This window comes from Pseudomonas promysalinigenes (assembly GCF_014269025.2).
Lineage (GTDB): Bacteria > Pseudomonadota > Gammaproteobacteria > Pseudomonadales > Pseudomonadaceae > Aquipseudomonas > Aquipseudomonas promysalinigenes.
Window position 1 is genome coordinate 3,053,190 of the sequence record NZ_CP077094.1, and the last position, 25,963, is coordinate 3,079,152.

The window sequence follows — 25,963 nt, forward strand, 5'->3', positions numbered from 1 at the left end:
CTTCGCCCCCGGCACTACCTGTTCAAGCTGCGTACAGCCTGTTTTGCCGCAATCTCCTGGCCGGCTCGCGCCAGTTCGTCGGCAGCTTGAAGCCAGCGCTGAGGGTCGACTTGCGCTGGCAGCTGGCGAGGCGGTTGAACCAGCACCGCCCAACTTCCCTCCTCTGCCCACGCCGAAGCAAAGTCATCGAAAGCCACCGTCTGGCGCCGGTGCATACCAGAACGCAGCAGCACGCGCCGCTTGAAACTGTCATAGCCGATCAGGATCGCGTAACGCGGCTCGCCCCACCACGCCGAGCCCTCTCGATAACGCACCAGTACCGGATTGCCAGCAGCCACTTGGGTCAGCAATGCATCCAGCTGTTTATCCAGGGGATACACGACCATGCCGTACTCGCGTGCCACCTTTGGAATGCTGGTGCCGAGTGCCTCGACGCCTGTTGGAAGATCAAGTGGCTTGTCCAGCAAGCCTGGTGTAATCGGCGCGCGCTGTTGGGACAGCAGCGCGGCCAGGGCCATAGCCCCGCTGTGGTTGGCATTGCCGCGGTAGAACGGCACGCTGCTGATTTCGACCCGTTGTGGCATGCCCTTGAGGTTTGCATGGGGGGCACTGGCGCAGCCGCTCAGAGTTGCCACCACCAGGCAGGCAGCCAATAGCTGGCCTGGGCCAGCCCATCGACGCTTGCAGGGATATTGCTCCATGGATACTCGCTTGTTCCGATGCCGGGCGGGCAGCGCCCAGCTTTTGCCACTGATCATAAGGCTACACACAGCTCGGGAATAGTCTGACGAGCGATTGGAATCAATCGATTTAAGCAATCGACCTTTGATCAATGGAACGTCACGGGCAGGCAGCTAGACTAAAGCAGTGTCTGGAGGGCAAACCACAAGTTGGCCCAAGAGAAGGAGGCACACATGAGCCTGACCATGGCTATTCTCATGCTGGTGGGTATGTGGCTGAGTGTCGCGGCCGCCATGCTATGGGGTGTTCTACGTATCGTAAGGCGTCATTCCCAGCATCATCCGCTGCCACCACAAGCCCCGGCCAAGGCACGGCCGACTCAAAGGGCACAGCAGCATGCCGGGGTGCACTGAGGTTTCTTAAGGTGTATGCAAACGGGGCGCCGAGCGCCCCGTTTTTTTCATCAACGTTAAGCTGCGCCGCGCTTCAGGCGTGCTCGGCGAGCCAGGATATTTAGCACCTCGATCGCCGTCGAGAATGCCATCGCCGCATACACGTACCCTTTTGGAACATGAGCGCCAAACCCTTCGGCGATCAGCGTCATGCCAATCATGATCAAAAAGCCCAGCGCCAGCATGACCACGGTAGGGTTGTCATTGATGAAGTTGGCCAGCGGATCGGCAGCCACCATCATCACGATCACAGCGGTGATCACGGCAATGATCATGATCGGCAGATGCTCTGTCATGCCAACGGCGGTGATGATGCTGTCGACCGAGAACACAATGTCCAGCAGCAAGATCTGGAAGATAGCCGCAGCGAAGCCCAAGGTCACTGTCGACGAAACCTTGGCTTCTTCCTTGGCGCCGTGTGGGTCGACGTTCTCGTGAATTTCTTTCGTGGCTTTCCACAGCAGGAACAGGCCGCCAGCGATCAGAATCATGTCCTTCCAGGAGAAGGCATTGCCGAATACTTCGAACACAGGGTCGGTCAACTGCACGATCCAGGCTACTGTGCTGAGCAGTGCCAAGCGCATGATCAAAGCCATGCTGATACCGATACGTCGTGCTTTGGAGCGGTACTCCACTGGCAGCTTATTGGTGAGGATCGAGATGAAGATCAGGTTGTCGATGCCCAGGACGACTTCCATGGCCACCAAGGTAGCCAAAGCGATCCAGGCGGTAGGGCTTGCAGCGAGTTCCAGCAGATATTCCATTTTCTAATCCTGCAGCGGCGGTTGGGGTCAAATTTCTTGGGAAGAGGTGTTTGGCTTGCCGCTTTCGGGCTTCTGGCCCTCACTGCCAATGGCATCGCTCAAGGTTTGCTGGGCGGCTTTGTGGGTGTCGTCTATCGCTTGTTTAGCCGACTGCGCCGCCTGGTCAAGCAATTGCTGGGCCGACTTCTCAGCCTGGTCGCAGCCGGCAAGGGCCACCAGCGCCAGAGCCAGTACCAAGGGAGTGCCAATGGATTTGAAATGCAGCATGGTGTCCTCACTTCGTAATACCGACGGCGCCAAGCGCCTGATGAGAGGCATTCTAAAGACGCTTAAACCTCAGGAAAATTCGTATTTTCGGGGTGTATACTTCGTTTTTTCCGAATCCAGATTTGCCCCATGCTCAATTATCGCCAGCTGCATTACTTCTGGGTGGTGGCCAAGACCGGCAGCATCGCCCGGGCCAGTACTCAATTGAACCTGACGCCACAAACCATCAGCGGGCAGATCACCCTGCTCGAACAGACCTACGGGCTCGATCTTTTCCAGCGCGTAGGCCGGCAGTTGGAGCTGACTGAGACCGGTCGTCAGGCGCTGGTCTACGCCGAGCAGATGTTCCAGCTTGGCGGCGAGCTGGAGGCCATTCTCAGGGCCGGCCCACAAGAACAGATTCTGTTCAGGGTGGGGGTGGCGGATGTGGTGCCCAAATCCATCGTCTACCGCTTGCTGGCACCGACCATGGCCTTGGAGGAGGTCCTGCGCATCAATTGCCGGGAAGACAAACTGGAACGGCTACTGGCGGACCTTGCGATCCAGCGCCTGGACCTGGTGATCTCCGACAGTCCAATGCCCAGCCACCTGGATATCAAAGGCTACAGTCAGAAGCTGGGCGAATGCGGCCTGAGCTTCTTCGCCACGCCCGCTTTGGCCAGGCAACATGCAGGCCCCTTCCCTGCCTGCCTGCACGATGCCCCGCTGCTGATTCCTGGCCCTGAAACCGTGGTACGCAGCCGCCTGCTGCGCTGGCTCGGGGATCAGCATGTCCAACCTAGGATCATCGGTGAATTCGACGACAGCGCGTTGATGCAGGCCTTTGGGCAGTCTGGTAGCGGGGTGTTCGTTGCACCCAGCGTGATAGCCGATGAAGTGTGCCGCCAATATGGTGTGGAGCTGATTGGCCAGACCGAGGCAGTGCAAGAATCGTTTTATGCCATTTCGGTGGAACGCAAGGTCAAGCACCCAGGTATCGTGGCGATCACCGAGGGCGCACGACGGGAGTTATTCCACTGGTAGCGGCGGGCCGTCGAAAAGCACCGGGTTGATTATGCTAGAGTCGCGCCCTTACAAGACTAGAGACGCTGCTACACATGACGCCTGTTTTCCACTTCCTCGACCGCACCAGCCTGGTCACCCAGATCATTATCGGCCTGGTGGCCGGTATCGCACTGGCCTTGCTAGCGCCTTCTATAGCCCTTGACGTGGGTTTTCTTGGCAAACTTTTCGTCAGCGCGCTGAAGGCCGTTGCGCCTGTACTGGTGTTCATCTTGGTGATGGCGTCGATCGCCAACCACCGTCACGGCCAGGAAACCCATATCCGCCCCATCCTCTGGCTCTACCTGCTGGGCACCTTCGCTGCCGCGGCCGTGGCAGTGGTCGCCAGCATGCTGTTCCCTTCGCCATTGGCGCTCAATGCCGCAGGGGCGGACCTCAGTGCACCGGGGGGCATCGGCGAGGTGCTGCAAAACCTGCTGCTCAGTGCGGTGGACAACCCGATCAACGCGCTGCTCAACGCCAATTTCATAGGCGTGCTGACCTGGGCCATCGGCCTTGGAGTCGCTCTGCGCCATGCTGGCCAGAATACCCGAACCGTGGTTGAGGACCTGTCCAACGGCGTCACGCTGATCGTACGCGTGGTCATTCGCTTCGCTCCCCTTGGCATCTTCGGCCTGGTCAGCTCGACGCTGGCCGAGTCAGGCTTGAGCGCCCTGCTTGGCTATCTGCACCTGCTAGCGGTACTGATCGGCTGCATGCTCTTCGTGGCATTGGTGATGAACCCGCTTATCGTGTTCTGGAAGATCCGCCGTAATCCTTACCCACTGACGTTGATGTGCTTGCGCGAAAGCGGCATCACTGCATTCTTCACCCGCAGTTCGGCGGCCAACATACCCGTCAACCTGGCGCTGTCGGAGCGCCTGGGCCTGCACGAAGATACCTATTCGGTGTCCATACCGCTGGGGGCGACCATCAATATGGCGGGCGCGGCGATAACCATCACCGTGCTGACCTTGGCGGCAGTACACACGCTTGGCATTGCGGTTGACTTGCCGACGGCCGTGCTGCTGAGCGTGGTGGCCGCGATCTGCGCCTGCGGTGCTTCAGGCGTTGCGGGGGGGTCGCTGCTGTTGATTCCGCTGGCATGCAGCCTGTTCGGCATTCCCAGTGAAATCGCCATGCAGGTGGTGGCCGTAGGTTTCATCATCGGCGTGCTACAGGATTCGGCCGAAACGGCGCTCAATTCCTCCACCGATGTATTGTTCACTGCAGCGGCCTGCTTGGCCAACGAGCGCCGCAGCGCTTGAGCATGGGGGCCCTTTCAAGCGGCCCCTGATTGCCTTGCACCGCAGCATTACCTACGCTAGTGGCCTTCCCCCAGCAATGAGACAGGGCCATGTCAGAACATCAACCCGCAGGCGAAGGCCGCTTGAGTAACATTGAGGTCCGCATTCTCGGTGCGCTGATCGAAAAGCAGGCTACCAGCCCGGAAAGCTACCCACTGACCCTCAACGCCCTGGTCCTGGCCTGCAACCAGAAGACCAGCCGGGAACCGGTGATGAACCTGTCCCAGGGCCAGGTCGGCCAGGCGCTGCGCGCCCTGGAAGGCCAGGGCATGGCCCGCCTGCAGATGGGCAGCCGTGCTGACCGCTGGGAGCATCGGGTGGACAAGGCGCTGGAGCTGGTGCCAGCTCAACTGGTGCTGATGGGGCTGATGTTCCTGCGAGGGCCACAAACGCTCAACGAACTGCTTACACGAAGCAGCCGTCTGCATGACTTCGATGACACCGAGCAGATCCAGCATCAGCTTGAACGCCTGATTTCACGAAACCTGGCGCTGCACCTGCCACGCCAGGCGGGGCAACGGGAGGACCGCTACACCCATGCCTTGGGTGACCCCGCAGAGATCGAGGCAATTCTGGCCGCACGACAAGTGGAAGGCAGCGGTCGCAGCAGCGGCGCCGGTGTATCGGAGGAACGTATCGAAGCGCTTGAAGCGCGCATTGCTGCGCTGGAGGCACGACTGGCCGAATTGGAGGGTTGAGCCTGCTACTGTTCCGGGTCTGGAAAGTTACGGCAGCTTTTGCGCTCGGCCAACTCCTGTTCGCTAGGGCGTTGATCGACGAATACGGTACGCCCGTCGGCGTAAATCTCGAGGTAACCCCAGTGCAGATCCTGTTCTACCTGCCCAGGCTTGGGCGGGACTAGCCACCAGGGTTCGCGGCTGATCAGAGTCATGATAAAGCTCCTGAAGGTGTCCTGATCAAGCATAGACACCTTCAGGTTTGCTTTGCTTTCAATGGCTCAAGCGGGTGCAGAAGTGCGAATCAGGTGGTCGAACGCCGCAAGCGAGGCTTTGGCGCCCTCACCCACCGCGATGACGATCTGCTTGTACGGCACAGTGGTGACGTCCCCTGCAGCGAACACCCCTGGGACACTGGTCTGGCCCCTGGCGTCGACGATGATCTCGCCACGTGGCGACAGCTCGACGGTACCTTTGAGCCAATCGGTGTTCGGCAGCAGCCCAATTTGCACGAAGATGCCTTCGAGTGCCAAATCATGCACCTGATCGGTGGTGCGATCCTTGTAACGCAAGCCGCTGACCTTTTCGCCGTCACCCACCACCTCGGTGGTCAACGCGCTAGTGATCACCTCGACATTCGCCAAGCTGTGCAGCTTACGTTGCAATACCGCGTCGGCACGCAACTGGCCGTCGAATTCGATCAGCGTCACATGGGCGACGATACCGGCCAGGTCGATGGCCGCTTCCACGCCGGAGTTGCCGCCGCCAATCACAGCCACACGTTTGCCTTTGAACAACGGGCCGTCGCAGTGCGGGCAGTAAGCCACGCCACGGGCACGGTATTGCTGCTCACCGGGCACATTCATTTCGCGCCAGCGAGCGCCAGTTGCAAGAATCACAGTCTTGGCTTTGAGGGAAGCGCCGCTTGCCAGGCGCACTTCATGCAGACCGCCTGCAGCACCCGGTATCAGCGCCTCACCGCGCTGCAGGTTCATGATGTCAACGTCATACTGCTTGACGTGCTCTTCCAGCGCCATGGCAAGCTTGGGCCCTTCGGTTTCCTGCACCGAAATGAAGTTCTCGATCGCCATTGTGTCCAGTACCTGCCCGCCGAAACGCTCGGCAGCGACACCTGTGCGGATGCCTTTACGGGCGGCGTAGATAGCCGCAGCAGCCCCGGCAGGCCCGCCACCGACCACCAGCACGTCAAATGCATCCTTGGCGTTGATCTTCTCGGCCTGACGGCTGCCTGCCTGGGTGTCGATCTTCCCAAGAATCTCTTCAAGGCCCATGCGGCCCTGGCCGAAGACTTCACCGTTGAGGTAGACGCTTGGCACCGCCATGACTTTGCGTGCTTCGACTTCATCCTGGAACAGCGCACCATCGATGGCCACATGGCGTACATTGGGGTTGAGCACCGCCATCAGGTTCAGGGCCTGGACCACATCCGGGCAATTCTGGCACGACAGCGAGAAGTAGGTTTCAAAGTTGAACTCACCTTCGAGCGCCTGAATCTGCTCGATGATTTCGGCGCTGGCCTTGGAGGGGTGGCCGCCTACTTGCAGCAGCGCCAGCACCAGCGAGGTGAACTCATGGCCCATGGGGATGCCGGCAAAGCGCAGGCTGATATCGCCCCCTGGACGGTTCAACGAGAACGAAGGGCGACGCGCATCGCTTCCATCCGCGCTGAGAGTGATTAGGTTCGACAGGCTGGCGATTTCCACCAGCAGGTCATGCAGTTCGCGGGATTTCGCGCCGTCGTCGAGGGAGGCAACGATCTCGATCGGCTGGGTGACCCGCTCCAGGTAGGTTTTCAGTTGCGATTTAAGCGTGGCGTCCAACATACGGGCGATTCCTTTTTCAAAACTCGGATACAAAAACGCCCAGGCGAGTTCGCCCGGGCGCTTTTACGGGGCGGTGAGTACTTCAGCTTTGGCGGCTGATCACCGCCCGCGGCAGGCTCATCGGTTTAGATCTTGCCGACCAGGTCCAGGGATGGGGCGAGGGTCGCTTCACCTTCTTTCCACTTGGCCGGGCATACTTCACCTGGGTGAGCGGCAACGTACTGGGCAGCTTTGACTTTGCGCAGCAGTTCAGTTGCGTCGCGGCCAACACCGCCATCGTTGAGTTCGACGATTTTGATCTGGCCTTCAGGGTTGATCACGAAAGTACCGCGATCGGCCAAGCCGGCTTCTTCGATCAGCACGTCGAAGTTGCGCGAAATCACGTGGGTCGGGTCACCGATCAGTGGATACTGAATCTTGCCGATGGTGTCCGAGGTGTCGTGCCAGGCTTTGTGGGTGAAGTGGGTGTCAGTCGACACGCCGTAGATTTCCACGCCCAGCTTCTGGAATTCGGCATAGTTGTCGGCAAGGTCACCCAGCTCGGTGGGGCAAACGAAGGTGAAGTCGGCTGGGTAGAAGAACACCACAGACCACTTGCCTTTCAGATCGGCTTCGCTGACCTGAACGAACTCGCCTTTGTGGTAGGCAGTGGCGTTGAACGGTTTGACTTGGCTGTTGATGATTGGCATGAGAGACACTCCTTCATGGGGTTGGAATCAGTTGATGGATAGAATCCTACCGGCTGACTCCCATAAAGGCTCATTGGCAAAGCTCATGCTTGTGATTGGTTTTGGCTATAACGGCTAACTATTAATAGAAGGGAATCGGCTGAGCAAAGGATTGCGCACCTGCACCCTAGCCCCATCGACGGCAATCCGCCGATGGGGCTTATAGCATCAGCGGCTTGCCGTGCGCATGGTGACGAACTCTTCCGCAGCCGTCGGATGTACGCCAATGGTTTCGTCGAACTGCATTTTGGTCGCGCCAGCCTTCAGGGCAATGCCCAGGCCCTGGATGATCTCGCCGGCATCCGGCCCGACCATGTGGCAGCCCAACACCTTATCGGTATCGGCGTCGACCACGAGCTTCATCAAGGTTTTTTCCTGAATGTCGGTCAAGGTCAACTTCATGGCGCGGAAGCGGCTTTCGAAGATCTGTACCTTGTGCCCGGCTTCCAGTGCCTGCTCTTCGCTCAGGCCAACGGTGCCGATCGGCGGCTGGCTGAACACGGCAGTCGGTATGTTCTGGTAATCCACTGGCCGGTATTGCTCAGGTTTGAATAGCCGCCTCGCCACGGCCATACCTTCGGCCAAGGCTACCGGCGTCAGCTGCACACGGCCAATCACATCGCCAATGGCAAGGATTGACGGCGCAGTGGTCTGGTACTGTTCGTCAACGCGAATGAAGCCACGCTCGTCCAGTTCGACACCGGTGTTTTCCAAGCCCAGGTTGTCGAGCATGGGGCGCCTGCCGGTGGCGTAGAACACGCAATCGGCATGCAGCTCACGGCCGTCCTTGAGGGTGGCTTTGAGCGTGCCGTCTTCAAGCTTGTCGATGCGCTGGATGTCAGCATTGAACTGTAGGTTCAAACCGCGCTTTTCCAACTCTTCTTTGAGGTGGGTACGTACCGAGCCATCGAATCCGCGCAAGAACAGGTCACCGCGGTACAGCAGCGTAGTGTCAGCACCCAGGCCCTGGAAAATACCGGCGAACTCGACGGCAATATAGCCGCCGCCGACCACCAGCACGCGTCGCGGCAATTGCTTGAGGTAGAACGCCTCGTTGGAGGTGATGGCCAGTTCCTTGCCCGGTATGTCAGGCACTTGAGGCCAGCCGCCAGTGGCAATCAGGATGTGCTCGGTGCTGTAGCGCTGGCCGTCGACCTCCACTTCATGGGCGCCGGTGATGCGTGCATGGCCCTGAAGCAGGGTGACACCGCTGTTGACCAGCAGGTTGCGGTAGATACCGTTGAGGCGCTCGATCTCGCGGTTCTTGTTGGCGATCAGTGTGCCCCAGTCGAAGTGCCCCTCCTCCAGGGTCCAGCCGTAGCCAGCTGCCTGCTCCAGCTCATCAGCGACGTGGGCGCCGTACACCAGCAGTTTCTTGGGCACACAACCTACGTTAACGCAGGTGCCACCCAGATAGCGGCTCTCGGCCACTGCCACCTTTGCGCCAAAACCAGCAGCGAAACGCGCCGCACGCACACCGCCGGAACCGGCGCCAATCACGAACAGATCAAAATCGTAGGCCATGTATTCAGTCTCCTTGGCTGGCGCTCAGCATAGCGCCTAAGGCCGCCGCAAACAAAAAAGCCATCCCGAAGGATGGCTCTGGTCCCAGCAAGGGCGAATCAGTACGCCTTGCCAGCCTTGTAGAAGTGTTCGAAGCAGAAGTTGGTCGCCTCGATGTAGCCTTCGGCGCCACCGCAGTCGAAGCGGCGGCCTTTGAATTTATAAGCGATCACATTGCCTTCGGCAGCTTGCTTCATCAGCGCGTCGGTGATCTGGATCTCGCCACCCTTACCAGGTTCGGTTTGCTCGATCTTTTCGAAGATGTCCGGGGTCAGGATGTAGCGACCAATGATCGCCAGGTTCGACGGGGCATCTTCAGGCTTCGGCTTCTCGACCATGGAGTCAACACGGAAGATACCGTCTTTGATTTCCTCACCCGCGATGACGCCGTACTTGTTAGTTTCCTGCGGGTCGACTTCCTGAATGGCGACGATGGAGCAGCGGTACTTCTTGTACAGCGCAACCATCTGGGCCAGCACGCCTTCACCTTCGAGGTTGACACACAGGTCGTCAGCCAGCACTACCGCGAACGGTTCGTCGCCAATCAGCGGGCGGCCGGTCAGGATGGCGTGGCCCAGGCCTTTCATTTCGGTCTGACGCGTGTAGGAGAACGAACACTCGTCAAGCAGGCGACGGATACCGACCAGGTATTTTTCCTTGTCGGTGCCCTTGATCTGGTTTTCCAGCTCATAGCTGATGTCGAAATGGTCTTCCAGGGCACGCTTGCCGCGCCCGGTGACAATGGAGACTTCGTTCAGACCGGCATCCAATGCTTCTTCAACGCCATACTGGATCAGTGGCTTGTTGACCACCGGCAGCATTTCCTTGGGCATGGCTTTGGTAGCAGGCAGGAAGCGCGTGCCGTAGCCGGCTGCCGGGAACAAGCATTTCTTGATCATAAACATCCTTAAACAAAGGCGAGGCCTGTGGAATTCGGCGCAGTCTAATCAGGCGGCATGCAGCTTACAATGCCCTGCCTGTGACGACTGCTGCCAATATACGAGACAACTGAGTGTAGATAGTTCCAGAATAATCGTGAACATCTCGTCAACCGGCCCTTTCAGGTGTGGCTGATGGGGCCGGCGACGCAGCACTTCAGTTGCCGCTACCCTGCCCGATCAGCACCCCCTCGACCTTCTGGCCATACAGGTTGATACCGTCATTGGCGTGGAATTTCAACCTTGTCTTCTCGACCGAGCCTTCCACCAGACGCGGGTCCTGTGGCCGCTCGTGGCGGTTGACCCAGGCAGCCACGTCCCAGGCCTGCTGATCGCTCAGGCTACCCGCCTTGCCAAGCGGCATGTTGTGTTTAATGAACGATGCAGCGGTATTGATCCGGTGCATGCCGGCGCCCCAGTTGTACGAGTCCTTGCCCCAGAGCGGTGGCATCACGTATTCGCCGGCCACCTTCTGCCCTTCACCGTTGTCACCATGACAGATGGCGCATTGTTCGCGGTACACCTGCTGGCCGCGCGCAAAGTCGTAGCCACCTTTAGGTTGCGGCACCTCAGGGTAGCCGCGCCCGGCGATCTCCACTCCCGTCGGCGCCTTGGTCGATAGCCAGTAGGCATACACAGACAGGGCTGTCATCTGCGGGCTATCGGCAGCAGGAGGTTTGCCATTCATACTGAACTGGAAGCAGCCCTGAATACGTTCGGCGAAGGTATTGACCTTGTCATTTTTCTTTCGGTAAGCCGGATACATCGGGTAGGCACCCCACAACGGTGCCGAATGCGCCAGCCGGCCCTGGTCCAGATGGCAATTGCTGCAGTTCATGCCGTTACCAACAGCCTCAGGCATCAGTCTGCGGGTGTCGACGAACAGCGCGTGCCCTTCGCGTACCATCTTGCCGAAGGCATTGTCCGGAATATCGTTTTCGCTAGGTGGGGCGAATTGAGGTGTCGCCTGGCTACCTGGAACGTTCAGTTGCGACTGGTCGTCCATGGCGATGGGCGCCTGAGTGGCTGATGCCGTACCCGTGGCCAGCAATAGCAATGTTGGCAAGAGCATTCTCATGGCTTGGCCTCCTGGCTGGCGGGTTGAGCGAAGTACTCGGCAACCGCCTTCACTTCGGCGTCAGTCATGGCCTTGGCCACGCCTACCATCAACTGATTGGGGTCGTTGCTGCGGCTGCCATCGCGCCACGCGTTGAGCTGAGCCATGAGGTAAGCGGCGGGCTGACCTGCCAGGGGCGGAAAATGCTCACCAACTCCGCTGCCACCCGGGCCGTGGCACTGAACGCAGCCTGGGATCTGACGGCTCCAGTCACCGTAGAGGGCCAAGCGCTCGGTAGGATTACTGGCTATCTGTTGGCGGCGCCCATCCGGCGCGGGCAGACCTGGAAGGCCCGCCAGGTAGCGGCTGACCGCTTCGATCTCATCTTCGCTCATGGCCTTGGCCAATGGCGCCATGACCGGCTGTTGGCGGCTGCCGCTGCGCCAGTCTCGCAGTTGTTTGCTCAGGTAAGCGGCCGGTAGGCCCGCCAGGCGGGGAAAACCTGCTGCGGCTACCCCGTTACCGTCGGGGCCATGGCAACCCAGGCAGGCCATGGCGAGGGGATTGGCCCCGCCTTGGGTAAAGACTTTCTGGCCATCGGCGGCATGCGCCGCCGGCCAGGCCAGGATCAGCAGGCTGCCGATCAGGACGTGCCTTAACGGTGTCATCACGAATCTCCATTTCTTTTGTTATAAGCTTAGGCTTAAAAAACATAAGAAAATGGATACTAGCCCTGCCAGGTTATCCGCAACAACGCCCAAGCCGACAAAGGGCTGGCAATATGCCTGCTAACCGCGCACCCGTTGCGCTAGATCAACTACCTGAGATGCATTCGGTAGCTGCCTTGCGCACATCGCCAGAGCGCAGCGGGAAGTTGCTCAGACGCTCATGCAGCTTGATGCTGCTGCCATTGGCGCGCTTGCTGATGTCCAGTAAGGCCGCAGGGCCACTGCCTGGAGTGAACTTCTGCGGGACAATCAGGCGCACGCCGTCACCCTTGGGTTCCTCGACCAGGGGATCACGGCTGTTTGCCAAATGCTCTTTCACACAGTCGGCATACTCCTGGGGTGCCTTGCCCGACATGACATCCAGGGTTTCGTGAGACTGCTCGAGTTCAGAAACGCTGGCACAACCTCCCAAGGTCAGCAGTACTGCTGCCACCATCCACTTCATTTGCCGCACCTCGACTAACAAGAGTGCGTACGACAACAGCCAGGCAGTTTTGCTCCCCGCTTTGGCCGTTTTATCTGCCAGACACCACCAGGCGCCGCCGTGGCAACCGACATCGTGTTATCGTTTGCCTTTGCAGAACCCATTTTTGCGGAGCACCCAATGAAATTCGTACACCAGCGCGAGCATCTCAACGAGGACGATATCGTCGTCATCGAGTGCTCCCAGCGCTGCAACATTCGCCTGATGAACGACGCCAATTTCCGCAGCTTCAAGAACGGCGGCCGGCACACCTACCACGGTGGTCATTTCGAGCGCTTTCCCGCCAAGATCACTGTACCCAGCACAGGTTTCTGGAATATCACCATCGATACCGTGACAAGCCGGCCGATCTCGGTCACGCGCAAACCGAACCTGACTCACAAGATCAAGATCATCCGCCGCTCGTCATCGAAACTCGGATAAGGCACGCCATGACCCAAAACATCAAATACGTCATCAAGTACAAACTCGACGGCCAACGCCGTTGGGACTTTGCGGTGATGGCAGACGCTTCCCACGAGCAGGCCATGCAAGCCTTGCGCAAGATCCACGGCGATGACGCCGAGAAGATCAGCGACATCCAGGTGAGCAAAGCGTTGTAAGGCAGCAGCCACAAGGAGAAGCGCATGAGCAACTGGCCCGACCGGCGTATCCTCGATTTGCTGAACATCCAACTGCCCATTCTCCAAGCGCCAATGGCCGGAGCCAGCGGTTCGGCCCTGGCCATTGCAGTGGCTAAGGCAGGAGGCCTTGGCGCCCTGCCCTGCGCCATGCTGACTGGCGAGCAAGTGCGTGAGGAAATCGAAACCTTCCGCTCGGCGTGCCCTGGCCTTGCGCTGAACCTGAACTTCTTCTGTCACCAGCCTCCAGTACCCGACAGCGCCCAACAGGCTCGCTGGAAGCAGGCACTTGAAAGGTACTATGCCGAAGTCGGCGCCGACTTCTCGGCCCCGACGCCAGCTTCCAACCGGGCGCCATTCGATGAACAGAGCTGCGTGCTGGTCGAGCAGATGCGCCCTGAGGTGGTGAGCTTTCATTTCGGCCTGCCCGAAGCTTCCTTTGTGCAACGGGTGAAGGCTAGCGGGGCCAAGGTGTTATCAAGCGCCACCACGGTCGAGGAAGCGCGATGGCTCGAAGCCAATGGCTGCGATGCGATCATTGCCATGGGTAACGAAGCGGGCGGGCATCGCGGCATGTTCTTCAGCGAGGACATCAACAGCCAGATAGGCACCTTTGCCCTGGTGCCTCAGGTGGCCGATGCGGTTCGCCTGCCGGTGATCGCGGCCGGAGGCATCGGTGACCATCGTGGACTGGTAGCTGCATTGGCACTAGGTGCCAGCGCAGTGCAGATCGGCACCGCTTACCTGTTCTGCCCGCAAGCCAATGTCTCCCCTGCCCACCGCCAGGCGCTGGATACTGCGTCGGCCAGTGAAACGGCGTTGACCAACCTGTTCACCGGGCGCCCGGCACGGGGCATCAATAACCGCATCATGCGGGAGCTGGGGCCGATGAGTGAATTGGCTCCGCGCTTCCCGCTCGCAGGCGGTGCCTTGTTGCCGTTGCGGGCAATAACCGAGGCCCAAGGCAACAGCGATTTCAGCAATCTTTGGGCAGGCCAGGCGCTGCGCCTTGGCCGGCACTTGCCGGCTGAACAACTGACCCGAGAAATCGCCGCTAAAGCCCTGGAGCAGATAGCGCTATAAAGTTTTGATCTGGCCGCCCTGCCAGGCCCTTTCCGATTCTTGGTTTATCGCTATATATTAAACATCATAACGATAACCCTCTAAGGAACTCTCTACATGCGCATTCGCCTTCTGCCCTTGGCCGCCACCACCCTGGCCAGCCTGATCCACCTCAATAGCGCGTGTGCTGAAGAGGTGCAGGTCGCGGTCGCTGCTAACTTCACCGCGCCTATTCAGGCCATCGCCAAGGACTTCGAAAAGGACACCGGCCACAAACTGGTCGCAGCCTACGGCGCCACCGGGCAGTTCTACGCGCAGATCAAGAACGGTGCGCCGTTTGAAGTGTTTCTCGCAGCTGACGACAGCACGCCGATGAAGCTGGAAGCTGAGAAAGAGATCGTTCCTGGCTCGCGGTTCACCTACGCCATCGGCACCCTGGCGCTATGGTCGGCCAAGCCCGGCTACGTCGATGCAGCAGGTGATGTGCTGAAAAAGAACGCATTCCAGCATTTGTCGATCGCCAACCCGAAAACTGCGCCCTATGGGCTGGCAGCGACTCAAGTGCTGGACAAACTGAAACTGACCGAGGCCACCAAAGGCAAAATCGTCGAAGGCCAGAACATCACCCAGGCGTTCCAGTTCGTGTCCACTGGTAACGCCGAGCTGGGCTTTGTCGCCTTGTCGCAAATCTACAAAGACGGCAAGGTACAAAGTGGCTCGGCCTGGATAGTACCGGCCAGCATGCATGAGCCGATCCGTCAGGATGCAGTGATCCTCAACAAAGGCAAGGAAAACCCCGCGGCAAAAGCCCTGGTGGACTACCTCAGAGGCCCAAAGGCCGCTGCGCTGATCAAGTCGTACGGCTATGAAATCTGATGCCCCTGGATGCCAGTGATTTTGGTGCGATCTGGCTGACGATCAAGCTAGCCAGCTTGACCACATTGATCCTACTGATCGTCGGCACGCCCATCGCTTGGTGGCTGGCCCGCACGCGTTCATGGCTGCGCGGGCCAGTGGGCGCAGTGGTGGCGTTGCCTTTGGTGTTACCTCCAACAGTGATCGGCTTTTATCTGCTGATCGCCTTGGGTCCCCATGGCTGGCTGGGCCAGGCTACCCAGGCATTGGGGCTGGGTACCGTGGTGTTCAGCTTTACCGGCCTTGTGATCGGCTCGACCGTTTACTCCATGCCCTTCGTAGTGCAGCCGCTGCAGAACGCTTTCAGCGCCATTGGTCAGCGCCCCTTGGAAGTGGCCGCCACCCTGCGAGCCAGCCCTTGGGACACGTTCGTACACGTTGTGCTGCCATTGGCACGCCCGGGTTTTGTCACCGCCAGCATTCTCGGTTTCGCCCACACGGTGGGGGAATTCGGGGTGGTGTTGATGATCGGCGGCAACATCCCAGACAAGACGCGGGTGGTTTCAGTGCAGATCTTCGACCATGTCGAGGGCATGGCCTATTCACAAGCCCACTGGCTGGCCGGCGCCATGCTGATTTTCTCATTCCTGGTGCTGCTCTTGCTGTATGCCGGGCGCCGCGCCAAAACAGGCTGGGCTTAAAATGAGCGGATCGATAGTGGCGCGACTGAAGCTGGCGCGCGACGACTTCACCCTGGATATCGACCTCAACCTCCCTGGCCGAGGCATCAGTGCTTTGTTCGGCCACTCCGGCTCAGGCAAAACCTCGTGCCTACGCTGCCTGGCCGGGCTGGAGCGGGCTGCCAGCGCCTATATCGAGGTCAATGGTGTCATCTGGGAAGATAGCGCCCACGGCCATTTTCTGGCGCCGCATCTACGGCCGGTGGGCTACGTGTTCCAGGAGCCCAGCCTGTTCCCCCACTTGTCAGTGCGCAGCAATCTGCAATTCGGCTGGCGGCGCATAGCTCAAGCGGCGCGCAAGGTCAGCCTTGATCAAGCCTGCCAATTGTTGGGCATCGGCCACTTGCTCGACCGCAAACCGGCTACGTTGTCTGGCGGTGAGGCACAACGGGTGGGCATCGCCCGCGCACTGCTCTGCAGCCCGCAACTGTTGTTGATGGATGAACCGTTGGCCGCACTGGACGGGCCTCGCAAAAGAGAGATCTTGCCGTATCTGGAACGGCTGCACGACGAACTTGATGTCCCTTTGGTGTATGTCAGTCATGCCCAGGACGAGGTGGCTCGGCTGGCCGACCACCTGGTCCTACTGGAACAAGGCCAGGCGATCGCCAGCGGGCCGATCAGCGAAACGTTGGCTCGCCTTGACCTGCCCCTGGCCCAGGACGAGGACGCCGGGGTCGTGTTAACAGGGACGGTCGTCGGCCACGACGCGCACTACGGGCTGCTGGACCTGCGCCTGTCCGCACGTGATGGACCCGTGTTGCGAATCGCCCACCCGGCGCACAGCATCGGCAGCACAGTACGGGTGAAAGTCCAAGCGCGGGATGTAAGTCTGGCGCTGCGCGCCGACGATACTTCAAGCATTCTCAACCGCCTGCCGGTGCAGGTCTGCATGACACGCCCGTCGAGCAACCCGGCCCATATGCTGGTTAGCCTGGATGCTGGCGGCAACGCTTTGCTGGCGCGGATCACCCGCTTCTCTGCCGACCAGCTTGGACTGCACCCCGGTCAGATGCTCTACGCGCAGATCAAGTCGGTGGCATTACTGGGGTGAGCATCATTGATGCCGCCGTTGTCCATTGATCAGGAACCCTACCGAGGCCTGATGCCAATGCTCGACTGCCCTCTGCCTCCAAGCCTGCACTACGTCGAAGACAGCCAGCCGGGCCTCACTCGGCGCCGCTGGCGTGATCGCTTCATCTACCTCGATGCTGACGGGCAACGGGTGAAGGACAAACAGACCCTTGCACGCATCGCCGCGCTAGTGATCCCACCGGCCTACACCGACGTCTGGATCTGCAGCGACCCGCAAGGCCACCTGCAAGCGACCGGCCGCGATGCACGCGGCCGCAAACAGTATCGCTACCACCCCCAATGGCGGGAACTGCGAGATCAGCACAAATACGGTCGGATGCTGGCCTTTGCTCAAGCCCTGCCCAAACTGCGCGCGCAGTTGGAAATTCACTTAGCGCGCCCTGGCCTGGATCGTGAGAAAGTCATGGCACTGGTCGTGAGCTTGCTGGACCACACGTTGATCCGCATCGGCAACCAACGCTACCTGCGCGACAACAAATCCTACGGCCTGACAACCCTGCGCAATCGCCATGTCCAGGTGCAAGGCAGTACGATCCGTTTCCAGTTTCGTGGCAAGCGAGGGGTCGAGCACAACGTCACGATGCAAGACAGGCGCCTGGCCAATCTGCTCAAGCGCTGCATGGAGCTGCCAGGGCAAGCGCTGTTTCAGTACCTGGATGACGATGGGCAACGGCACAGTATTGGTTCAAGCGAGGTCAATCAGTTTTTGCAGGAGCTGACCGGTGCCGACTTCACCGCCAAGGACTATCGAACCTGGGCGGGCAGCAGCCTGGCACTTAGCCTGTTGCGGCCTCTGGCCTGGGAGCCGGACAGCGAAGCCAAACGCCAGATCGCCACCATCGTCAAGCAAGTGGCGGCAAGGCTGGGCAACACACCGGCAGTGTGCAGGCGCTGCTATATTCACCCCGCCGTGCTTGAGCATTACGCTTTAGGACGCCTGGCAGACTTGCCGAGCCGGCGTGTACGCAAAGGGCTCGATGCAGAAGAGGTGGCACTGTTGCTGTTTCTTCAGGCTCTGGAAACCAAAACGGATGATTGAGACGAACTATCTGCCCGATCAGGCAGAGAAATTTCCAATAAATGTCGATCCCCCCTATTCTTGCCAGCGAGCACCTTCGCCGACGCGCTTGACCGCCGATATCTGGGCATCTGTGACTGAAGACACGCAACAGAATTTGTCTTTCGGGGAATTACTAAGCGCCGAAAGCGTCTTTAATGAGAAGGAAGAGGGACGAGCTCCCACCGTCGCAACCCAATGGTTCGCCGGATTTCTATATCACCAAGGAGAACTACATGCTGATACTCACCCGTAAGGTTGGCGAGAGCATCGTCATTAATGATGACATCAAAGTCACCATTCTGGGCGTTAAAGGGATGCAGGTGAGGATTGGCATCGACGCACCGAAAGATGTTCAGGTGCACCGTGAAGAAATCTTCAAACGTATCCAGGCCGGTAGCCCGGCTCCAGAGAAGCACGACGACCAGCAGTGACCACAAAGCCTCGGTTCAAGCCGCACGGACGCGCTTGATCGCAGGGTGGACGCTCACGTAGCCTGTTATCAGTCGCCTAGCAGTTCATGTACTTTGGCGATCATCTTGTCCATGTCGAAGGGCTTGTCGAAAACTGCAGCAAACAGTTCTGGGCGCCCTTGACTGGCCTGAGCGCCACTCATCAAGATTACCGGCAGGTGGGGCAAGGCCAGCTCATCACGAATCGCCCTCACCAGCTCCTCACCATTGAGCACAGGCATCATGTAGTCGGTGATCACCAGCTCAACTCGCTTTGCTTTGAGAGCCTCCAGCGCTTTGCGACCGTTGCTGGCCTTTTCCACCAGAAAGCCCTCGTCCTCCAGGGCAAACCCAAGAATATCGGCGATCAGGTATTCGTCATCGACAATCAGTATGGTGTTCATCGCCCGGCTTGATCAGCCCCTCCTTGTGCAACAGGGGTGCCCGAGAGCACACCGCAGGCGCCCTCGAACGCCTTGTGCAGGCTGATACCCTGGGGCCCGAAGTGCATCGCATGCAGCGCAGGGTCGTGATGACTGTCGCGTACTTTCAGGATCGACAGCATACGTCGCAATTGCGAATCCATTTCGACGAAGCGCATCAACATTAGATTGTCGACGATGCTTGATAGGTCCGGCGCAGGGGCTGTGATTTCCGAGCCGAAGATATCGCGCATCTCCCATGTGAGCATCACGCTGACGTCCCGCGCCCTTAACTCGCCGACCAAGGCCCGGAAGAATGCATTGAGCCGCGCCGGTTCAGTGGCCAGCCGGCTGAAAGCACCCAGGCTGTCGATCAACACGCGCTTGCTACCTGTACGCTCCACCATCTCCAGCAGGCGCGCACCTACCTGATCCAGCAGGCCCTCGGTGGTTGGTTGCCAGCACAAATGCAAAGCCCCCTGGCGCTCGAGCTCTGCGAAGTCGTAGCCTATCGAGGCCGCCTTCAACCGCAACCTGGCAGGCGTCTCGTAAAAGCCAAAATGCAAGGCCGGTTGTGCCGCGCTGCCGGCGGCCAGAAACGCAAGCCCCATCGAGGTCTTGCCAATTCCGGAGGGGCCCATCAACAGGCTGACCGAACCCAGCGTCAGGCCACCGCCCAACATCTCATCTAGAGTCTCGACACCCGTGGATATGCGGCTCAGGGTGGCCGACCCAAGTTGACTGGGCTGACTGTAGAGCGCTTCGAGACGCGGGTAGACGTGCACCCCACACTCGTCGATCAGGCACTCGTGGCGACCGGACAAAGCCCCGCTGCCCCGGGTCTTGCGCAATTGCACATGACGTACCGAGCGGCTGCCGACCAACTGCTCACCCAACTCGATCACGCCGTCGACCATGGTGTGCTCGGGGCTATTGTCATCGAGGCGAGCGCTGGTCAGCAGCAGCACCGTACAACCGGCGAACGCTGCATGCCCTTGAAGCTCGGAGACAAACTTTTTAGTGTCCAACGTGGTTTCGGCTCGCACCCGGGCATTGAGCACTCCATCGACGATCAACAGGCTCGCCTGCTGTTTGCCGATTTCCTGGCGCAGCAGTTTGACCACCTCATCCAACCCCTCCTGTTCCAAGGTGTCAAAGGCACTGACGAACTGGATCTGATCGCCGACCAAGGCCGGGTCGAAAAATGACAAGGTAGCCAGGTACTGGAACAACCGCTCGTGGGACTCGCTGAGCAGGGTGGCTACCAGGACCTTGCCACCATCGCGCACATGAGCGCAGGCCAACTGGTTGGCCATGATGGTTTTGCCCGCCCCAGGCGGGCCTTGAACGATGTAGGAAGCGCCCGCGACCAACCCACCTTTGAGCAGCGCATCGAGCCCCTGAATCCCCGTGACCAGCCGTTTGAGTGCCTGCACCATGTTGGCTACCTGTCTTCTTGCGCCCGGGGACCGGGCTGATAGGCCGGCAGATACAGGCGCATGCACGTACCCTGGCCAGATTGAGTGTGGACGCTGATCGCGCCATTGCTCTGTTTGGCAAAGCCGTAAACCTGGCTGAGGCCGAGCCCCGTACCTTTGCCAAAAGGTTTGGTGGTGAAGAAAGGCTCGAAGATACGTGGCAACACCTCAGGTTCGATACCTTCGCCGCTGTCACGCACCTCAAAGCACACGAACCTGCCCTGCAACCCATCCACCTCACCTGCCAGGTCGACGCGGTGGACAGCCAATTCGATCACGCCCCGCTCGCCTACCGCGTCGCGCGCGTTGAACAACAGATTCAGCAGCACCATCTGCAGCTGGCCGGCATCGACCTCAATCAACGGCAGGTCGCAGTCCAAACGCTCGTGCAACACGATTTCGCGTGGTAACGCGTGCTCGACCAGACCACGAGTGGATGCCAGAACCTCAAGGGGGGCGAGCAGCGTGACCTCCAGTTGTCGATGGCGAGCGAAGCTCAGCAATTGCTGCGTCAATTCAGTGCCACGCTGCCCGGCTTGTAGAATATGCTCGATCATGCGCTGGACGCGGACGGGGTCCGGGCTGGCCTTGGCCATGCGCGCCGAACTGATGATGATGGTCAGCAGGTTGTTGAAGTCGTGTGCCAGCCCGCCGGTGAGCTGGCCCAACGCCTCGAGCTTTTGCACCTCGAACAACTGGGCGCGCACGGCATCGAGTTGCAGGGCTGCTTCGCGTCGGTCAGTGATATCTCGAGTGACTTTGGCAAGGCCGACGATTTGCCCCTGCTCGTCACGGATCACATCCATGGCCGCCAACGCCCAGAACTGCGTGCCGTCCTTGCGTACACGCCAGCCTTCGTCCTGTGTTCTGCCCTGTTCAAGCGCCTGTTTGAGCAAGCGTTGCGGGCGCTCATCGGCGCAGTCCTGCGGCGTGAAGAACAGTGAGAAGTGCTGACCTATGACCTCATCGGCATCGTAGCCCTTGATCCGCTGGGCACCTGCGTTCCACGACACCACACGGCCATCGGGGTCTAGCATGTAGATGGCATAGTCGACTACAGACTGCACAAGCTGCTCATAGCGGCTAGCTGGCATGGCAGGGTGATCGACACATTCAGCTGAAAGCATGCAGCCTCCACGGGCGCAGCGCTAAGGATCTGGTTAGCTTAACTAAGCACACCTGGGGAAGACAGCGCTGGTTGTATCGGCTCATCAACGGTCAGATTCAACCAGCACTGCGCTCGTTGACTGCATAGACTCAGAGGCAACAAGTCAGCCCAAATCTCAATGCAGCCAAAACTGCGTCATGGCTGGATGCTCAGGAGCTAAACGGAGTCTGCTTTCATTAAGCATAGGTGGCAGGGTCTGAACTGATATAACAAGGCGTTATACCTTTGTGCATCACTCAGATCCGGCAGTCGTGGGTAAGGCATGCAGCAAGCCTAATGACACTCAACTGATCAACAAGCCATTGGCGATGGCACTGGCTTGGAGATTGATGCGCTCCGCTTCCAAGATGGCATAGGTGGCATTCAGTGCGGCGATCTTCGCCTCGATCTCGGCCATCTTGCGGCTCACCAATGCAGCTCCTTGCGCGCAGTCGATTGTTTTGCCCCGCTTTGCCGCGAGAATTGCACCGATTTCTGCCAGCGAAAAGCCGCCAGCCTGCGCACTCTGAATGAATGCCAGGTCACTTACCGCCTGATCACTGTACCTTCGGTAGTTGTTGGCCTGTCGATGAGCCACGATCAACCCGAGTTGCTCGTAATAGCGCAAAGCATGACGCCCAACGCCACTGCGTCGCTCCAGTTCACCTATGTTCATATCAAATGCCTTGACTGTAGAGCACGCTCTACACCTTAGCCTGCGCCAATCATACAAACAAGGAGTCAGGCATGGGCGTTGAATGCTTCGTTGCGGGCGGTACCGGGTTCGTTGGGCAGCATCTACTGGCAGGTCTGACCGCCAGGGGGCACAAAGCCTGGGTGTTGATGCGCCGCCCGGAGGCTATTGAACAGCTCAGGGACCAGGTTCATCGGCTGGGCGGTGACCCTGCGCTTATCGGTGCCGTGCACGGTGATATCAGCCAGGAGGGGCTGGGGCTACATTCAGCAGACAGGTTGAGGGTTTCCTCAGCTTCAATCGTTTTCAACCTGGCTGCCCAATTTTCCTGGGGCCTAACCCTGGAGCGCGCTCGCGCGATCAATGTGCAAGGCGCCCTCAACGTTGCCAGGCTTGCGGCTGACATGCGCAGTCGCTTGATAATGGTGGGCGGTTTCATGCTACAAAATTTTGAGCACCTTGCCGCTATCGGGGTCGATACTGAACGTCCCGAAAATACCGACTGGCCGGCGGTGTACGACCGGGTGGGCGGCTACGAGGCAAGCAAGATCGAGTCGCACTTCACAGTTACCAGTTTTATGAAGCAACGGTGTGCCGATTACACGATCGTTCACCCCGCTACGGTCTGCGGACACAGCTGCAGCGGCCACATCACCCGTGGGCAACCACTTGCCGACCTGGTTCGCAACCTTGCCCAGGGAAGATTCAAGGCTATCCCAGGCTCGCGTAGGCACTGGCTGCCGTTGGTGAGCGTGGATTATCTGGTTGACATGATGATTGCCGTAGCCGTTGACCACACCATGGTCAATCGGGAGGTGTTGGCGCTTTATGAACACACCCCCAACTTGCAGGGGATGCTCGAACGGATAGCACAGATCCTGGGAGTCAAAGCGCCACAACATCATGTACCGATAACACTGCTCAAGTGGCTTTTAGCGTTGCCAGGGGTGGCAGCCCGCCTGACTCTCAGCGCAGAGTCGCTGAACTTCATTCAGACTCAGCGCTTCGACATGACGATCAGCAGGCAATTGGAGAGCAAGTATCAACTGAGCCATCCAGATATGAGCCAAGCGCTTGAACGGACGGTGCGCTACGTCAAAAGTCATCTGAGCGATTAAGGCCGCCGCAACGATTGCAGCTATCTAAATCGTTGATTTATGCAAGTTTTTCAGGTCTAATCCACGGCATCCGTCGTGCCTCGATGGTGAAATTGGTAGACACATCGCACTTAAAATGCGCCGCCTAACGGCGTCCCGGTTCGAGTCCGGGTCGAGGCACCATCCTAGACAGCAGGCAAGAGCCCGGCCGCTGATCCCTGAATTCGTCGAAAAGGCGCCCTCGCGGCGCCTTTTTGCTGTCCGGCAGGTTTTAGCGCAGCTGCTAAAGTGGAACTTGTCTCTATTTTTCGGTACGCAACCATGCGCTATTCACTGTTGGCCGGCCAACGCGACTTATTTCTACTGCTTGCTCGCGTGCTATTGATGGTGCTTTTCGTAGTTTCAGGCTGGGCCAAGCTCACGGGCTTCGACGGCACTGTAGCCTACATGACCTCGCTGGGCGCACCCGCTCCCATGGTGGCGGCAGCGGTCGCGGTGGTGATGGAGTTCATCGTGGGAATTTTGCTGATACTGGGTTTCTATACCCGTCCGTTGGCGTTGCTGTTCGTGTTGTTCGTGCTGGGCACCGCGCTGATTGGCCATCCCTTCTGGAACATGGTCGACCCAGAGCGCGCCGCCAACATGACGCAATTTCTGAAAAACCTCAGCATCTGTGGCGGCCTGCTGGCCTTGGCAGCCAGCGGCCCAGGACGCTTCTCGATCGACGGGCGCTGATTCAGTCGTCCAAATCATCACGCCATGCTGGGTGGTCGTACTCATCGTCGTCGAGGTCATCCAGCAAGTCGCCCTCGATCTCGTCCTCGGCGCCTTGAGCATCCGCTTCTAACTCGAACTCTTCATCAAGGAATTCTCGATCAAGCAGGTGATCGTGCTCAGGCTCGTGCAAGTCGTTTTCGTCGCGCATGATGGCTCCTGGTCGTGTGGCATGCTTGTATAGGCCCATAGCCGCTGAAGGTCAATCCATCGCGGTTAATGCTGAGTTAACCGGCCTCCCTCAGTATTCAATCGCTCCCTTCAGAACGTTTATCGCCCGCCTTGCTGCGGGCTTTTTTTCCGGATGAGAAACGCCGCACGCCCAGTACACGTTAAATTCACGATTCAATGACAAGTGCTGAGGCAATCTGATTGTGCTCCGTACGTTCTTTAGGCCCGCCTCTGTTTGGCGGGTTTTCTTTTTTGGAACTGTGAACCCGCGCACATGCTGTATTGGTGCGGGGTATTTAAAGAGCATGATCTCGATATACTGTACATAAATACAGTGCCGCCAATCTTCCCGCTGACGCTCAAACAATCCGACGGGAAGCGAATCGATGCTTGAGGCCTGGCAGGAGTCTGCCAAGCCAATCATTTATCGGCAGGAGGGATCATGACCGTAAATATCAGCAATCTAACGATCGCTACCCCGCTGGCAGCCTCCCCCACCAACCCCTATGCCTTGGAAATTAACGGTGCAGAAGCTATCGAACGTTTTCCACGTGTAGTGAAAATGCTCGATGACGGGTCGATCCAGCTGTGGGCTCCAACCAAAGGCGCGTCCAGCAAGAGTACCCACAGAACCCGTTGCGAATGGTCCGAGACACAGAATTGGACAATCGGTAGCGCGCCTGAGCATTGGAGTCGACAGACCATGTCGCTGACCAAGGTCAATTCGGCGAAAAAGGTGGTGGTCAGCCAGATGCACGTGCGTGGAGATGACAGCCCTCCACTGAAGGTGTTCTGGAACAAAGGCAACATCACATTTGGCTTCAGACAGACTTACGACCAAACCAACCCTGTCAACAGCACCCTCCTACAGGGCGTGCCACTGGGGGCGGTGTTCGACGTTATCATCCACGCCGCCGCTACAGGCGAGGTCAAGGTGACTGCCAGATGCAACGGCACCTCCAGATCGTCGAGCGGCTTACAGCTCGATCACACGTGGGCCAATCACCTATTGGAATTTCATGGCGGGATCTACAACCAAATCGACTATTCCGAGACGACTCCCGCCGAGGATGGATCAGTTTGTATCATCAGCGCTTTGTCGCTGAGCCATGGTTGAATACCGAGCCGCCCTCTACCATCGCGGCTAGCGCAGGCATTTGGTCATTGATCCGATAACTAACCCAAACCACAAAGGTCAGCTAAAGTTTAAGTGGTACAAGCACCGTGGGGTGACGATCATGTTGAAACAAGAAGCGGATGAGGTGATCGAGCGTATTCGGGAAGATCTGAAAAGGCATGGGGTGGTGATCGGTTTCGACCCAGTGCTAACACAGCAGGGGTTTGGGTGCGATCTAGACTACCTGGAGCCTCAAGTCAGCGAGGATCCAGAGAAGCGCGTCCTGTGCATCGTCATACATGATGAAGGATTGTGGACTCAACTCAAGCAGGGCTCCGTTCATCGATGTGTCGTTAGTGAATGCAACGGTAAGATCTTTGGTGTGCCCGTCATCATTGAACCCCAGCCAGATGACTCATACACGATCCAGTACCGGTCCTGAAACTTCAATGCCAACCTGCCTGAGGGCAGGTTGCTTTGGGCAGGGAAAATCAATCAAGTGGCCCCCGCAGGTAGCGACCAGCCGGGGGCAAACTTTATGAATCACATTGAAGTTGCAAGAAGGGTTCGTTTTAAAAGCGTTGAAAATCGTAAGTGAGCGTTGAGCGCACTCCTCCTCGCGCTGTCTTGATACTACATGTCCAGCTCTCA

Annotated in this window: 32 protein-coding genes and 1 tRNA gene; 17 read left to right on the forward strand and 16 right to left on the reverse strand. The window is 58.7% G+C overall.

The genetic code is table 11. The features are described 5' to 3' along the window. Positions 1-14: 14 nt before the first annotated feature. Positions 15-758 (reverse strand): peptidase C39 family protein, encoded by a 744-nt coding sequence (locus tag HU725_RS13965; protein WP_186478068.1) that lies wholly within the window; start codon positions 756-758, stop codon positions 15-17. Positions 759-914: 156 nt separating this feature from the next. Between HU725_RS13965 and HU725_RS13970 the strand changes: the two genes are divergently transcribed. Next, a complete protein-coding gene (locus HU725_RS13970) occupies positions 915-1,094 on the forward strand; it encodes a hypothetical protein (RefSeq protein ID WP_060480487.1) in 180 nt (59 codons plus the stop codon). Between the two features lie 56 nt (positions 1,095-1,150). Here the strand turns inward: HU725_RS13970 and HU725_RS13975 are convergent, their stop codons facing one another. Both HU725_RS13975 and HU725_RS13980 read right to left on the reverse strand, forming a co-directional pair. Then, on the reverse strand, positions 1,151-1,897 hold the full coding sequence (locus tag HU725_RS13975) for a TerC family protein (protein WP_186478067.1): 747 nt from the start codon (positions 1,895-1,897) through the stop codon (positions 1,151-1,153). Positions 1,898-1,924: 27 nt separating this feature from the next. After that, positions 1,925-2,164 (reverse strand): hypothetical protein, encoded by a 240-nt coding sequence (locus HU725_RS13980; RefSeq protein ID WP_060479896.1) that lies wholly within the window; start codon positions 2,162-2,164, stop codon positions 1,925-1,927. Between the two features lie 129 nt (positions 2,165-2,293). Here HU725_RS13980 and nhaR point away from each other — a divergent pair, with 129 nt between their 5' ends. The 3 genes from nhaR to HU725_RS13995 all read left to right on the forward strand — a co-directional run bounded on the left by nhaR (position 2,294) and on the right by HU725_RS13995 (position 5,210). Next, the gene (gene nhaR, locus HU725_RS13985) at positions 2,294-3,187 is read left to right on the forward strand and encodes a transcriptional activator NhaR (RefSeq protein WP_186478066.1); all 894 of its coding nucleotides are present in this window, start codon (positions 2,294-2,296) and stop codon (positions 3,185-3,187) included. A 74-nt stretch (positions 3,188-3,261) separates the two neighbouring features. Beyond that, the gene (sstT, locus tag HU725_RS13990) at positions 3,262-4,473 is read left to right on the forward strand and encodes a serine/threonine transporter SstT (protein WP_186478065.1); all 1,212 of its coding nucleotides are present in this window, start codon (positions 3,262-3,264) and stop codon (positions 4,471-4,473) included. A gap of 89 nt (positions 4,474-4,562) precedes the next feature. Then, positions 4,563-5,210, forward strand: coding sequence for a YceH family protein (locus HU725_RS13995; protein ID WP_060479899.1), 648 nt, complete (start codon positions 4,563-4,565; stop codon positions 5,208-5,210). 5 nt (positions 5,211-5,215) lie between these two features. Here HU725_RS13995 and HU725_RS14000 read toward each other — a convergent pair whose 3' ends face one another. From HU725_RS14000 to HU725_RS14035, 8 genes are all read right to left on the reverse strand, one after another. Continuing rightward, on the reverse strand, positions 5,216-5,404 hold the full coding sequence (locus tag HU725_RS14000; protein ID WP_186478064.1) for a hypothetical protein: 189 nt from the start codon (positions 5,402-5,404) through the stop codon (positions 5,216-5,218). Positions 5,405-5,470: 66 nt separating this feature from the next. Beyond that, positions 5,471-7,033: an alkyl hydroperoxide reductase subunit F gene (gene ahpF, locus HU725_RS14005; protein ID WP_186478063.1), complete on the reverse strand. Its 1,563-nt coding sequence runs from the start codon at positions 7,031-7,033 to the stop codon at positions 5,471-5,473. 125 nt (positions 7,034-7,158) lie between these two features. Further along, positions 7,159-7,722 (reverse strand): alkyl hydroperoxide reductase subunit C, encoded by a 564-nt coding sequence (ahpC, locus tag HU725_RS14010; protein WP_060479900.1) that lies wholly within the window; start codon positions 7,720-7,722, stop codon positions 7,159-7,161. Positions 7,723-7,929: 207 nt separating this feature from the next. After that, positions 7,930-9,285, reverse strand: coding sequence for a glutathione-disulfide reductase (gene gorA / locus HU725_RS14015; protein WP_186478062.1), 1,356 nt, complete (start codon positions 9,283-9,285; stop codon positions 7,930-7,932). Between the two features lie 98 nt (positions 9,286-9,383). Continuing rightward, positions 9,384-10,223 (reverse strand): UTP--glucose-1-phosphate uridylyltransferase GalU, encoded by an 840-nt coding sequence (galU, locus tag HU725_RS14020; RefSeq protein ID WP_060479902.1) that lies wholly within the window; start codon positions 10,221-10,223, stop codon positions 9,384-9,386. A 196-nt stretch (positions 10,224-10,419) separates the two neighbouring features. After that, complete coding sequence (locus HU725_RS14025; protein WP_060479903.1) at positions 10,420-11,340, reverse strand: c-type cytochrome; 921 nt, start codon at positions 11,338-11,340, stop codon at positions 10,420-10,422. Next, the gene (locus tag HU725_RS14030; RefSeq protein ID WP_186478061.1) at positions 11,337-11,987 is read right to left on the reverse strand and encodes a c-type cytochrome; all 651 of its coding nucleotides are present in this window, start codon (positions 11,985-11,987) and stop codon (positions 11,337-11,339) included. Before HU725_RS14030 ends, HU725_RS14025 begins: the two co-directional genes overlap by 4 nt. A gap of 145 nt (positions 11,988-12,132) precedes the next feature. Beyond that, positions 12,133-12,492, reverse strand: coding sequence for a hypothetical protein (locus tag HU725_RS14035; RefSeq protein WP_060479905.1), 360 nt, complete (start codon positions 12,490-12,492; stop codon positions 12,133-12,135). Between the two features lie 159 nt (positions 12,493-12,651). Here HU725_RS14035 and HU725_RS14040 point away from each other — a divergent pair, with 159 nt between their 5' ends. From HU725_RS14040 to csrA, 8 genes are all read left to right on the forward strand, one after another. Beyond that, complete coding sequence (locus HU725_RS14040; RefSeq protein ID WP_060479928.1) at positions 12,652-12,954, forward strand: DUF1883 domain-containing protein; 303 nt, start codon at positions 12,652-12,654, stop codon at positions 12,952-12,954. 8 nt (positions 12,955-12,962) lie between these two features. Next, a complete protein-coding gene (locus tag HU725_RS14045) occupies positions 12,963-13,133 on the forward strand; it encodes a hypothetical protein (protein ID WP_186478060.1) in 171 nt (56 codons plus the stop codon). Positions 13,134-13,157: 24 nt separating this feature from the next. Continuing rightward, on the forward strand, positions 13,158-14,234 hold the full coding sequence (locus tag HU725_RS14050) for an NAD(P)H-dependent flavin oxidoreductase (RefSeq protein WP_186478059.1): 1,077 nt from the start codon (positions 13,158-13,160) through the stop codon (positions 14,232-14,234). Between the two features lie 96 nt (positions 14,235-14,330). Further along, positions 14,331-15,089, forward strand: coding sequence for a molybdate ABC transporter substrate-binding protein (gene modA, locus HU725_RS14055; protein WP_060479907.1), 759 nt, complete (start codon positions 14,331-14,333; stop codon positions 15,087-15,089). After that, entirely contained in the window at positions 15,089-15,769 is a 681-nt protein-coding gene (gene modB / locus HU725_RS14060) for a molybdate ABC transporter permease subunit (RefSeq protein ID WP_060479908.1), read from the forward strand. The genes modA and modB overlap by 1 nt, the downstream gene beginning before the upstream one ends. Before the next feature lies 1 nt (position 15,770). After that, complete coding sequence (modC, locus tag HU725_RS14065) at positions 15,771-16,862, forward strand: molybdenum ABC transporter ATP-binding protein (RefSeq protein WP_186478058.1); 1,092 nt, start codon at positions 15,771-15,773, stop codon at positions 16,860-16,862. 57 nt (positions 16,863-16,919) lie between these two features. Next, positions 16,920-17,942 (forward strand): DNA topoisomerase IB, encoded by a 1,023-nt coding sequence (locus tag HU725_RS14070; RefSeq protein ID WP_186478195.1) that lies wholly within the window; start codon positions 16,920-16,922, stop codon positions 17,940-17,942. Between the two features lie 254 nt (positions 17,943-18,196). Further along, a complete protein-coding gene (gene csrA, locus HU725_RS14075; RefSeq protein WP_060479911.1) occupies positions 18,197-18,394 on the forward strand; it encodes a carbon storage regulator CsrA in 198 nt (65 codons plus the stop codon). Between the two features lie 68 nt (positions 18,395-18,462). Here csrA and HU725_RS14080 read toward each other — a convergent pair whose 3' ends face one another. From HU725_RS14080 to HU725_RS14095, 4 genes are all read right to left on the reverse strand, one after another. Continuing rightward, positions 18,463-18,816: a response regulator gene (locus HU725_RS14080; RefSeq protein WP_060479912.1), complete on the reverse strand. Its 354-nt coding sequence runs from the start codon at positions 18,814-18,816 to the stop codon at positions 18,463-18,465. Next, complete coding sequence (locus HU725_RS14085) at positions 18,813-20,273, reverse strand: ATPase domain-containing protein (protein WP_186478057.1); 1,461 nt, start codon at positions 20,271-20,273, stop codon at positions 18,813-18,815. The genes HU725_RS14080 and HU725_RS14085 overlap by 4 nt, the downstream gene beginning before the upstream one ends. A 5-nt stretch (positions 20,274-20,278) precedes the next feature. Further along, positions 20,279-21,439: a two-component system sensor histidine kinase NtrB gene (locus HU725_RS14090; protein WP_060479914.1), complete on the reverse strand. Its 1,161-nt coding sequence runs from the start codon at positions 21,437-21,439 to the stop codon at positions 20,279-20,281. 324 nt (positions 21,440-21,763) lie between these two features. After that, positions 21,764-22,135, reverse strand: a complete 372-nt coding sequence (locus HU725_RS14095) for a MerR family transcriptional regulator (RefSeq protein ID WP_060479915.1) — start codon at positions 22,133-22,135, stop codon at positions 21,764-21,766. A 71-nt stretch (positions 22,136-22,206) separates the two neighbouring features. Between HU725_RS14095 and HU725_RS14100 the strand changes: the two genes are divergently transcribed. From HU725_RS14100 to HU725_RS14110, 3 genes are all read left to right on the forward strand, one after another. Beyond that, positions 22,207-23,271 (forward strand): SDR family oxidoreductase, encoded by a 1,065-nt coding sequence (locus HU725_RS14100; protein ID WP_186478056.1) that lies wholly within the window; start codon positions 22,207-22,209, stop codon positions 23,269-23,271. Positions 23,272-23,348: 77 nt separating this feature from the next. Then, a tRNA-Leu gene (locus tag HU725_RS14105) sits at positions 23,349-23,433 on the forward strand. Positions 23,434-23,571: 138 nt separating this feature from the next. Further along, positions 23,572-23,985 (forward strand): DoxX family protein, encoded by a 414-nt coding sequence (locus HU725_RS14110; protein ID WP_060479917.1) that lies wholly within the window; start codon positions 23,572-23,574, stop codon positions 23,983-23,985. Position 23,986: 1 nt separating this feature from the next. Here the strand turns inward: HU725_RS14110 and HU725_RS14115 are convergent, their stop codons facing one another. Further along, the gene (locus HU725_RS14115) at positions 23,987-24,175 is read right to left on the reverse strand and encodes a hypothetical protein (protein ID WP_186478055.1); all 189 of its coding nucleotides are present in this window, start codon (positions 24,173-24,175) and stop codon (positions 23,987-23,989) included. Positions 24,176-24,637: 462 nt separating this feature from the next. Between HU725_RS14115 and HU725_RS14120 the strand changes: the two genes are divergently transcribed. Both HU725_RS14120 and HU725_RS14125 read left to right on the forward strand, forming a co-directional pair. After that, positions 24,638-25,312, forward strand: a complete 675-nt coding sequence (locus HU725_RS14120; protein ID WP_186478054.1) for a polysaccharide lyase family 7 protein — start codon at positions 24,638-24,640, stop codon at positions 25,310-25,312. Positions 25,313-25,433: 121 nt separating this feature from the next. After that, complete coding sequence (locus HU725_RS14125; RefSeq protein ID WP_186478053.1) at positions 25,434-25,754, forward strand: hypothetical protein; 321 nt, start codon at positions 25,434-25,436, stop codon at positions 25,752-25,754. Positions 25,755-25,963 lie beyond the last annotated feature (209 nt).

Excerpts from the sequence above, each read along its gene's own strand:
- ahpF (WP_186478063.1), bottom strand. The coding sequence starts at position 7,033 with ATGTTGGACGCCACGCTTAAATCGCAACTGAAAACCTACCTGGAGCGG.
- HU725_RS13965 (WP_186478068.1), bottom strand. The coding sequence starts at position 758 with ATGATCAGTGGCAAAAGCTGGGCGCTGCCCGCCCGGCATCGGAACAAG.
- HU725_RS14040 (WP_060479928.1), top strand. The coding sequence starts at position 12,652 with ATGAAATTCGTACACCAGCGCGAGCATCTCAACGAGGACGATATCGTC.
- HU725_RS14090 (WP_060479914.1), bottom strand. The coding sequence starts at position 21,439 with ATGCTTTCAGCTGAATGTGTCGATCACCCTGCCATGCCAGCTAGCCGC.
- modB (WP_060479908.1), top strand. The coding sequence starts at position 15,089 with ATGCCCCTGGATGCCAGTGATTTTGGTGCGATCTGGCTGACGATCAAG.
- HU725_RS14070 (WP_186478195.1), top strand. The coding sequence starts at position 16,920 with ATGCTCGACTGCCCTCTGCCTCCAAGCCTGCACTACGTCGAAGACAGC.
- HU725_RS14030 (WP_186478061.1), bottom strand. The coding sequence starts at position 11,987 with ATGACACCGTTAAGGCACGTCCTGATCGGCAGCCTGCTGATCCTGGCC.
- sstT (WP_186478065.1), top strand. The coding sequence starts at position 3,262 with ATGACGCCTGTTTTCCACTTCCTCGACCGCACCAGCCTGGTCACCCAG.
- ahpC (WP_060479900.1), bottom strand. The coding sequence starts at position 7,722 with ATGCCAATCATCAACAGCCAAGTCAAACCGTTCAACGCCACTGCCTAC.
- HU725_RS14080 (WP_060479912.1), bottom strand. The coding sequence starts at position 18,816 with ATGAACACCATACTGATTGTCGATGACGAATACCTGATCGCCGATATT.
- HU725_RS14095 (WP_060479915.1), bottom strand. The coding sequence starts at position 22,135 with ATGAACATAGGTGAACTGGAGCGACGCAGTGGCGTTGGGCGTCATGCT.
- HU725_RS14110 (WP_060479917.1), top strand. The coding sequence starts at position 23,572 with ATGCGCTATTCACTGTTGGCCGGCCAACGCGACTTATTTCTACTGCTT.
- modA (WP_060479907.1), top strand. The coding sequence starts at position 14,331 with ATGCGCATTCGCCTTCTGCCCTTGGCCGCCACCACCCTGGCCAGCCTG.
- HU725_RS14050 (WP_186478059.1), top strand. The coding sequence starts at position 13,158 with ATGAGCAACTGGCCCGACCGGCGTATCCTCGATTTGCTGAACATCCAA.
- HU725_RS13970 (WP_060480487.1), top strand. The coding sequence starts at position 915 with ATGAGCCTGACCATGGCTATTCTCATGCTGGTGGGTATGTGGCTGAGT.
- HU725_RS13995 (WP_060479899.1), top strand. The coding sequence starts at position 4,563 with ATGTCAGAACATCAACCCGCAGGCGAAGGCCGCTTGAGTAACATTGAG.
- gorA (WP_186478062.1), bottom strand. The coding sequence starts at position 9,285 with ATGGCCTACGATTTTGATCTGTTCGTGATTGGCGCCGGTTCCGGCGGT.
- HU725_RS14115 (WP_186478055.1), bottom strand. The coding sequence starts at position 24,175 with ATGCGCGACGAAAACGACTTGCACGAGCCTGAGCACGATCACCTGCTT.
- HU725_RS14085 (WP_186478057.1), bottom strand. The coding sequence starts at position 20,273 with ATGGTGCAGGCACTCAAACGGCTGGTCACGGGGATTCAGGGGCTCGAT.
- HU725_RS13980 (WP_060479896.1), bottom strand. The coding sequence starts at position 2,164 with ATGCTGCATTTCAAATCCATTGGCACTCCCTTGGTACTGGCTCTGGCG.
- nhaR (WP_186478066.1), top strand. The coding sequence starts at position 2,294 with ATGCTCAATTATCGCCAGCTGCATTACTTCTGGGTGGTGGCCAAGACC.
- HU725_RS14100 (WP_186478056.1), top strand. The coding sequence starts at position 22,207 with ATGGGCGTTGAATGCTTCGTTGCGGGCGGTACCGGGTTCGTTGGGCAG.
- galU (WP_060479902.1), bottom strand. The coding sequence starts at position 10,223 with ATGATCAAGAAATGCTTGTTCCCGGCAGCCGGCTACGGCACGCGCTTC.
- HU725_RS14045 (WP_186478060.1), top strand. The coding sequence starts at position 12,963 with ATGACCCAAAACATCAAATACGTCATCAAGTACAAACTCGACGGCCAA.
- HU725_RS14025 (WP_060479903.1), bottom strand. The coding sequence starts at position 11,340 with ATGAGAATGCTCTTGCCAACATTGCTATTGCTGGCCACGGGTACGGCA.
- HU725_RS14000 (WP_186478064.1), bottom strand. The coding sequence starts at position 5,404 with ATGACTCTGATCAGCCGCGAACCCTGGTGGCTAGTCCCGCCCAAGCCT.
- HU725_RS14120 (WP_186478054.1), top strand. The coding sequence starts at position 24,638 with ATGACCGTAAATATCAGCAATCTAACGATCGCTACCCCGCTGGCAGCC.
- modC (WP_186478058.1), top strand. The coding sequence starts at position 15,771 with ATGAGCGGATCGATAGTGGCGCGACTGAAGCTGGCGCGCGACGACTTC.
- HU725_RS13975 (WP_186478067.1), bottom strand. The coding sequence starts at position 1,897 with ATGGAATATCTGCTGGAACTCGCTGCAAGCCCTACCGCCTGGATCGCT.
- HU725_RS14035 (WP_060479905.1), bottom strand. The coding sequence starts at position 12,492 with ATGAAGTGGATGGTGGCAGCAGTACTGCTGACCTTGGGAGGTTGTGCC.
- csrA (WP_060479911.1), top strand. The coding sequence starts at position 18,197 with ATGCTGATACTCACCCGTAAGGTTGGCGAGAGCATCGTCATTAATGAT.
- HU725_RS14125 (WP_186478053.1), top strand. The coding sequence starts at position 25,434 with ATGTTGAAACAAGAAGCGGATGAGGTGATCGAGCGTATTCGGGAAGAT.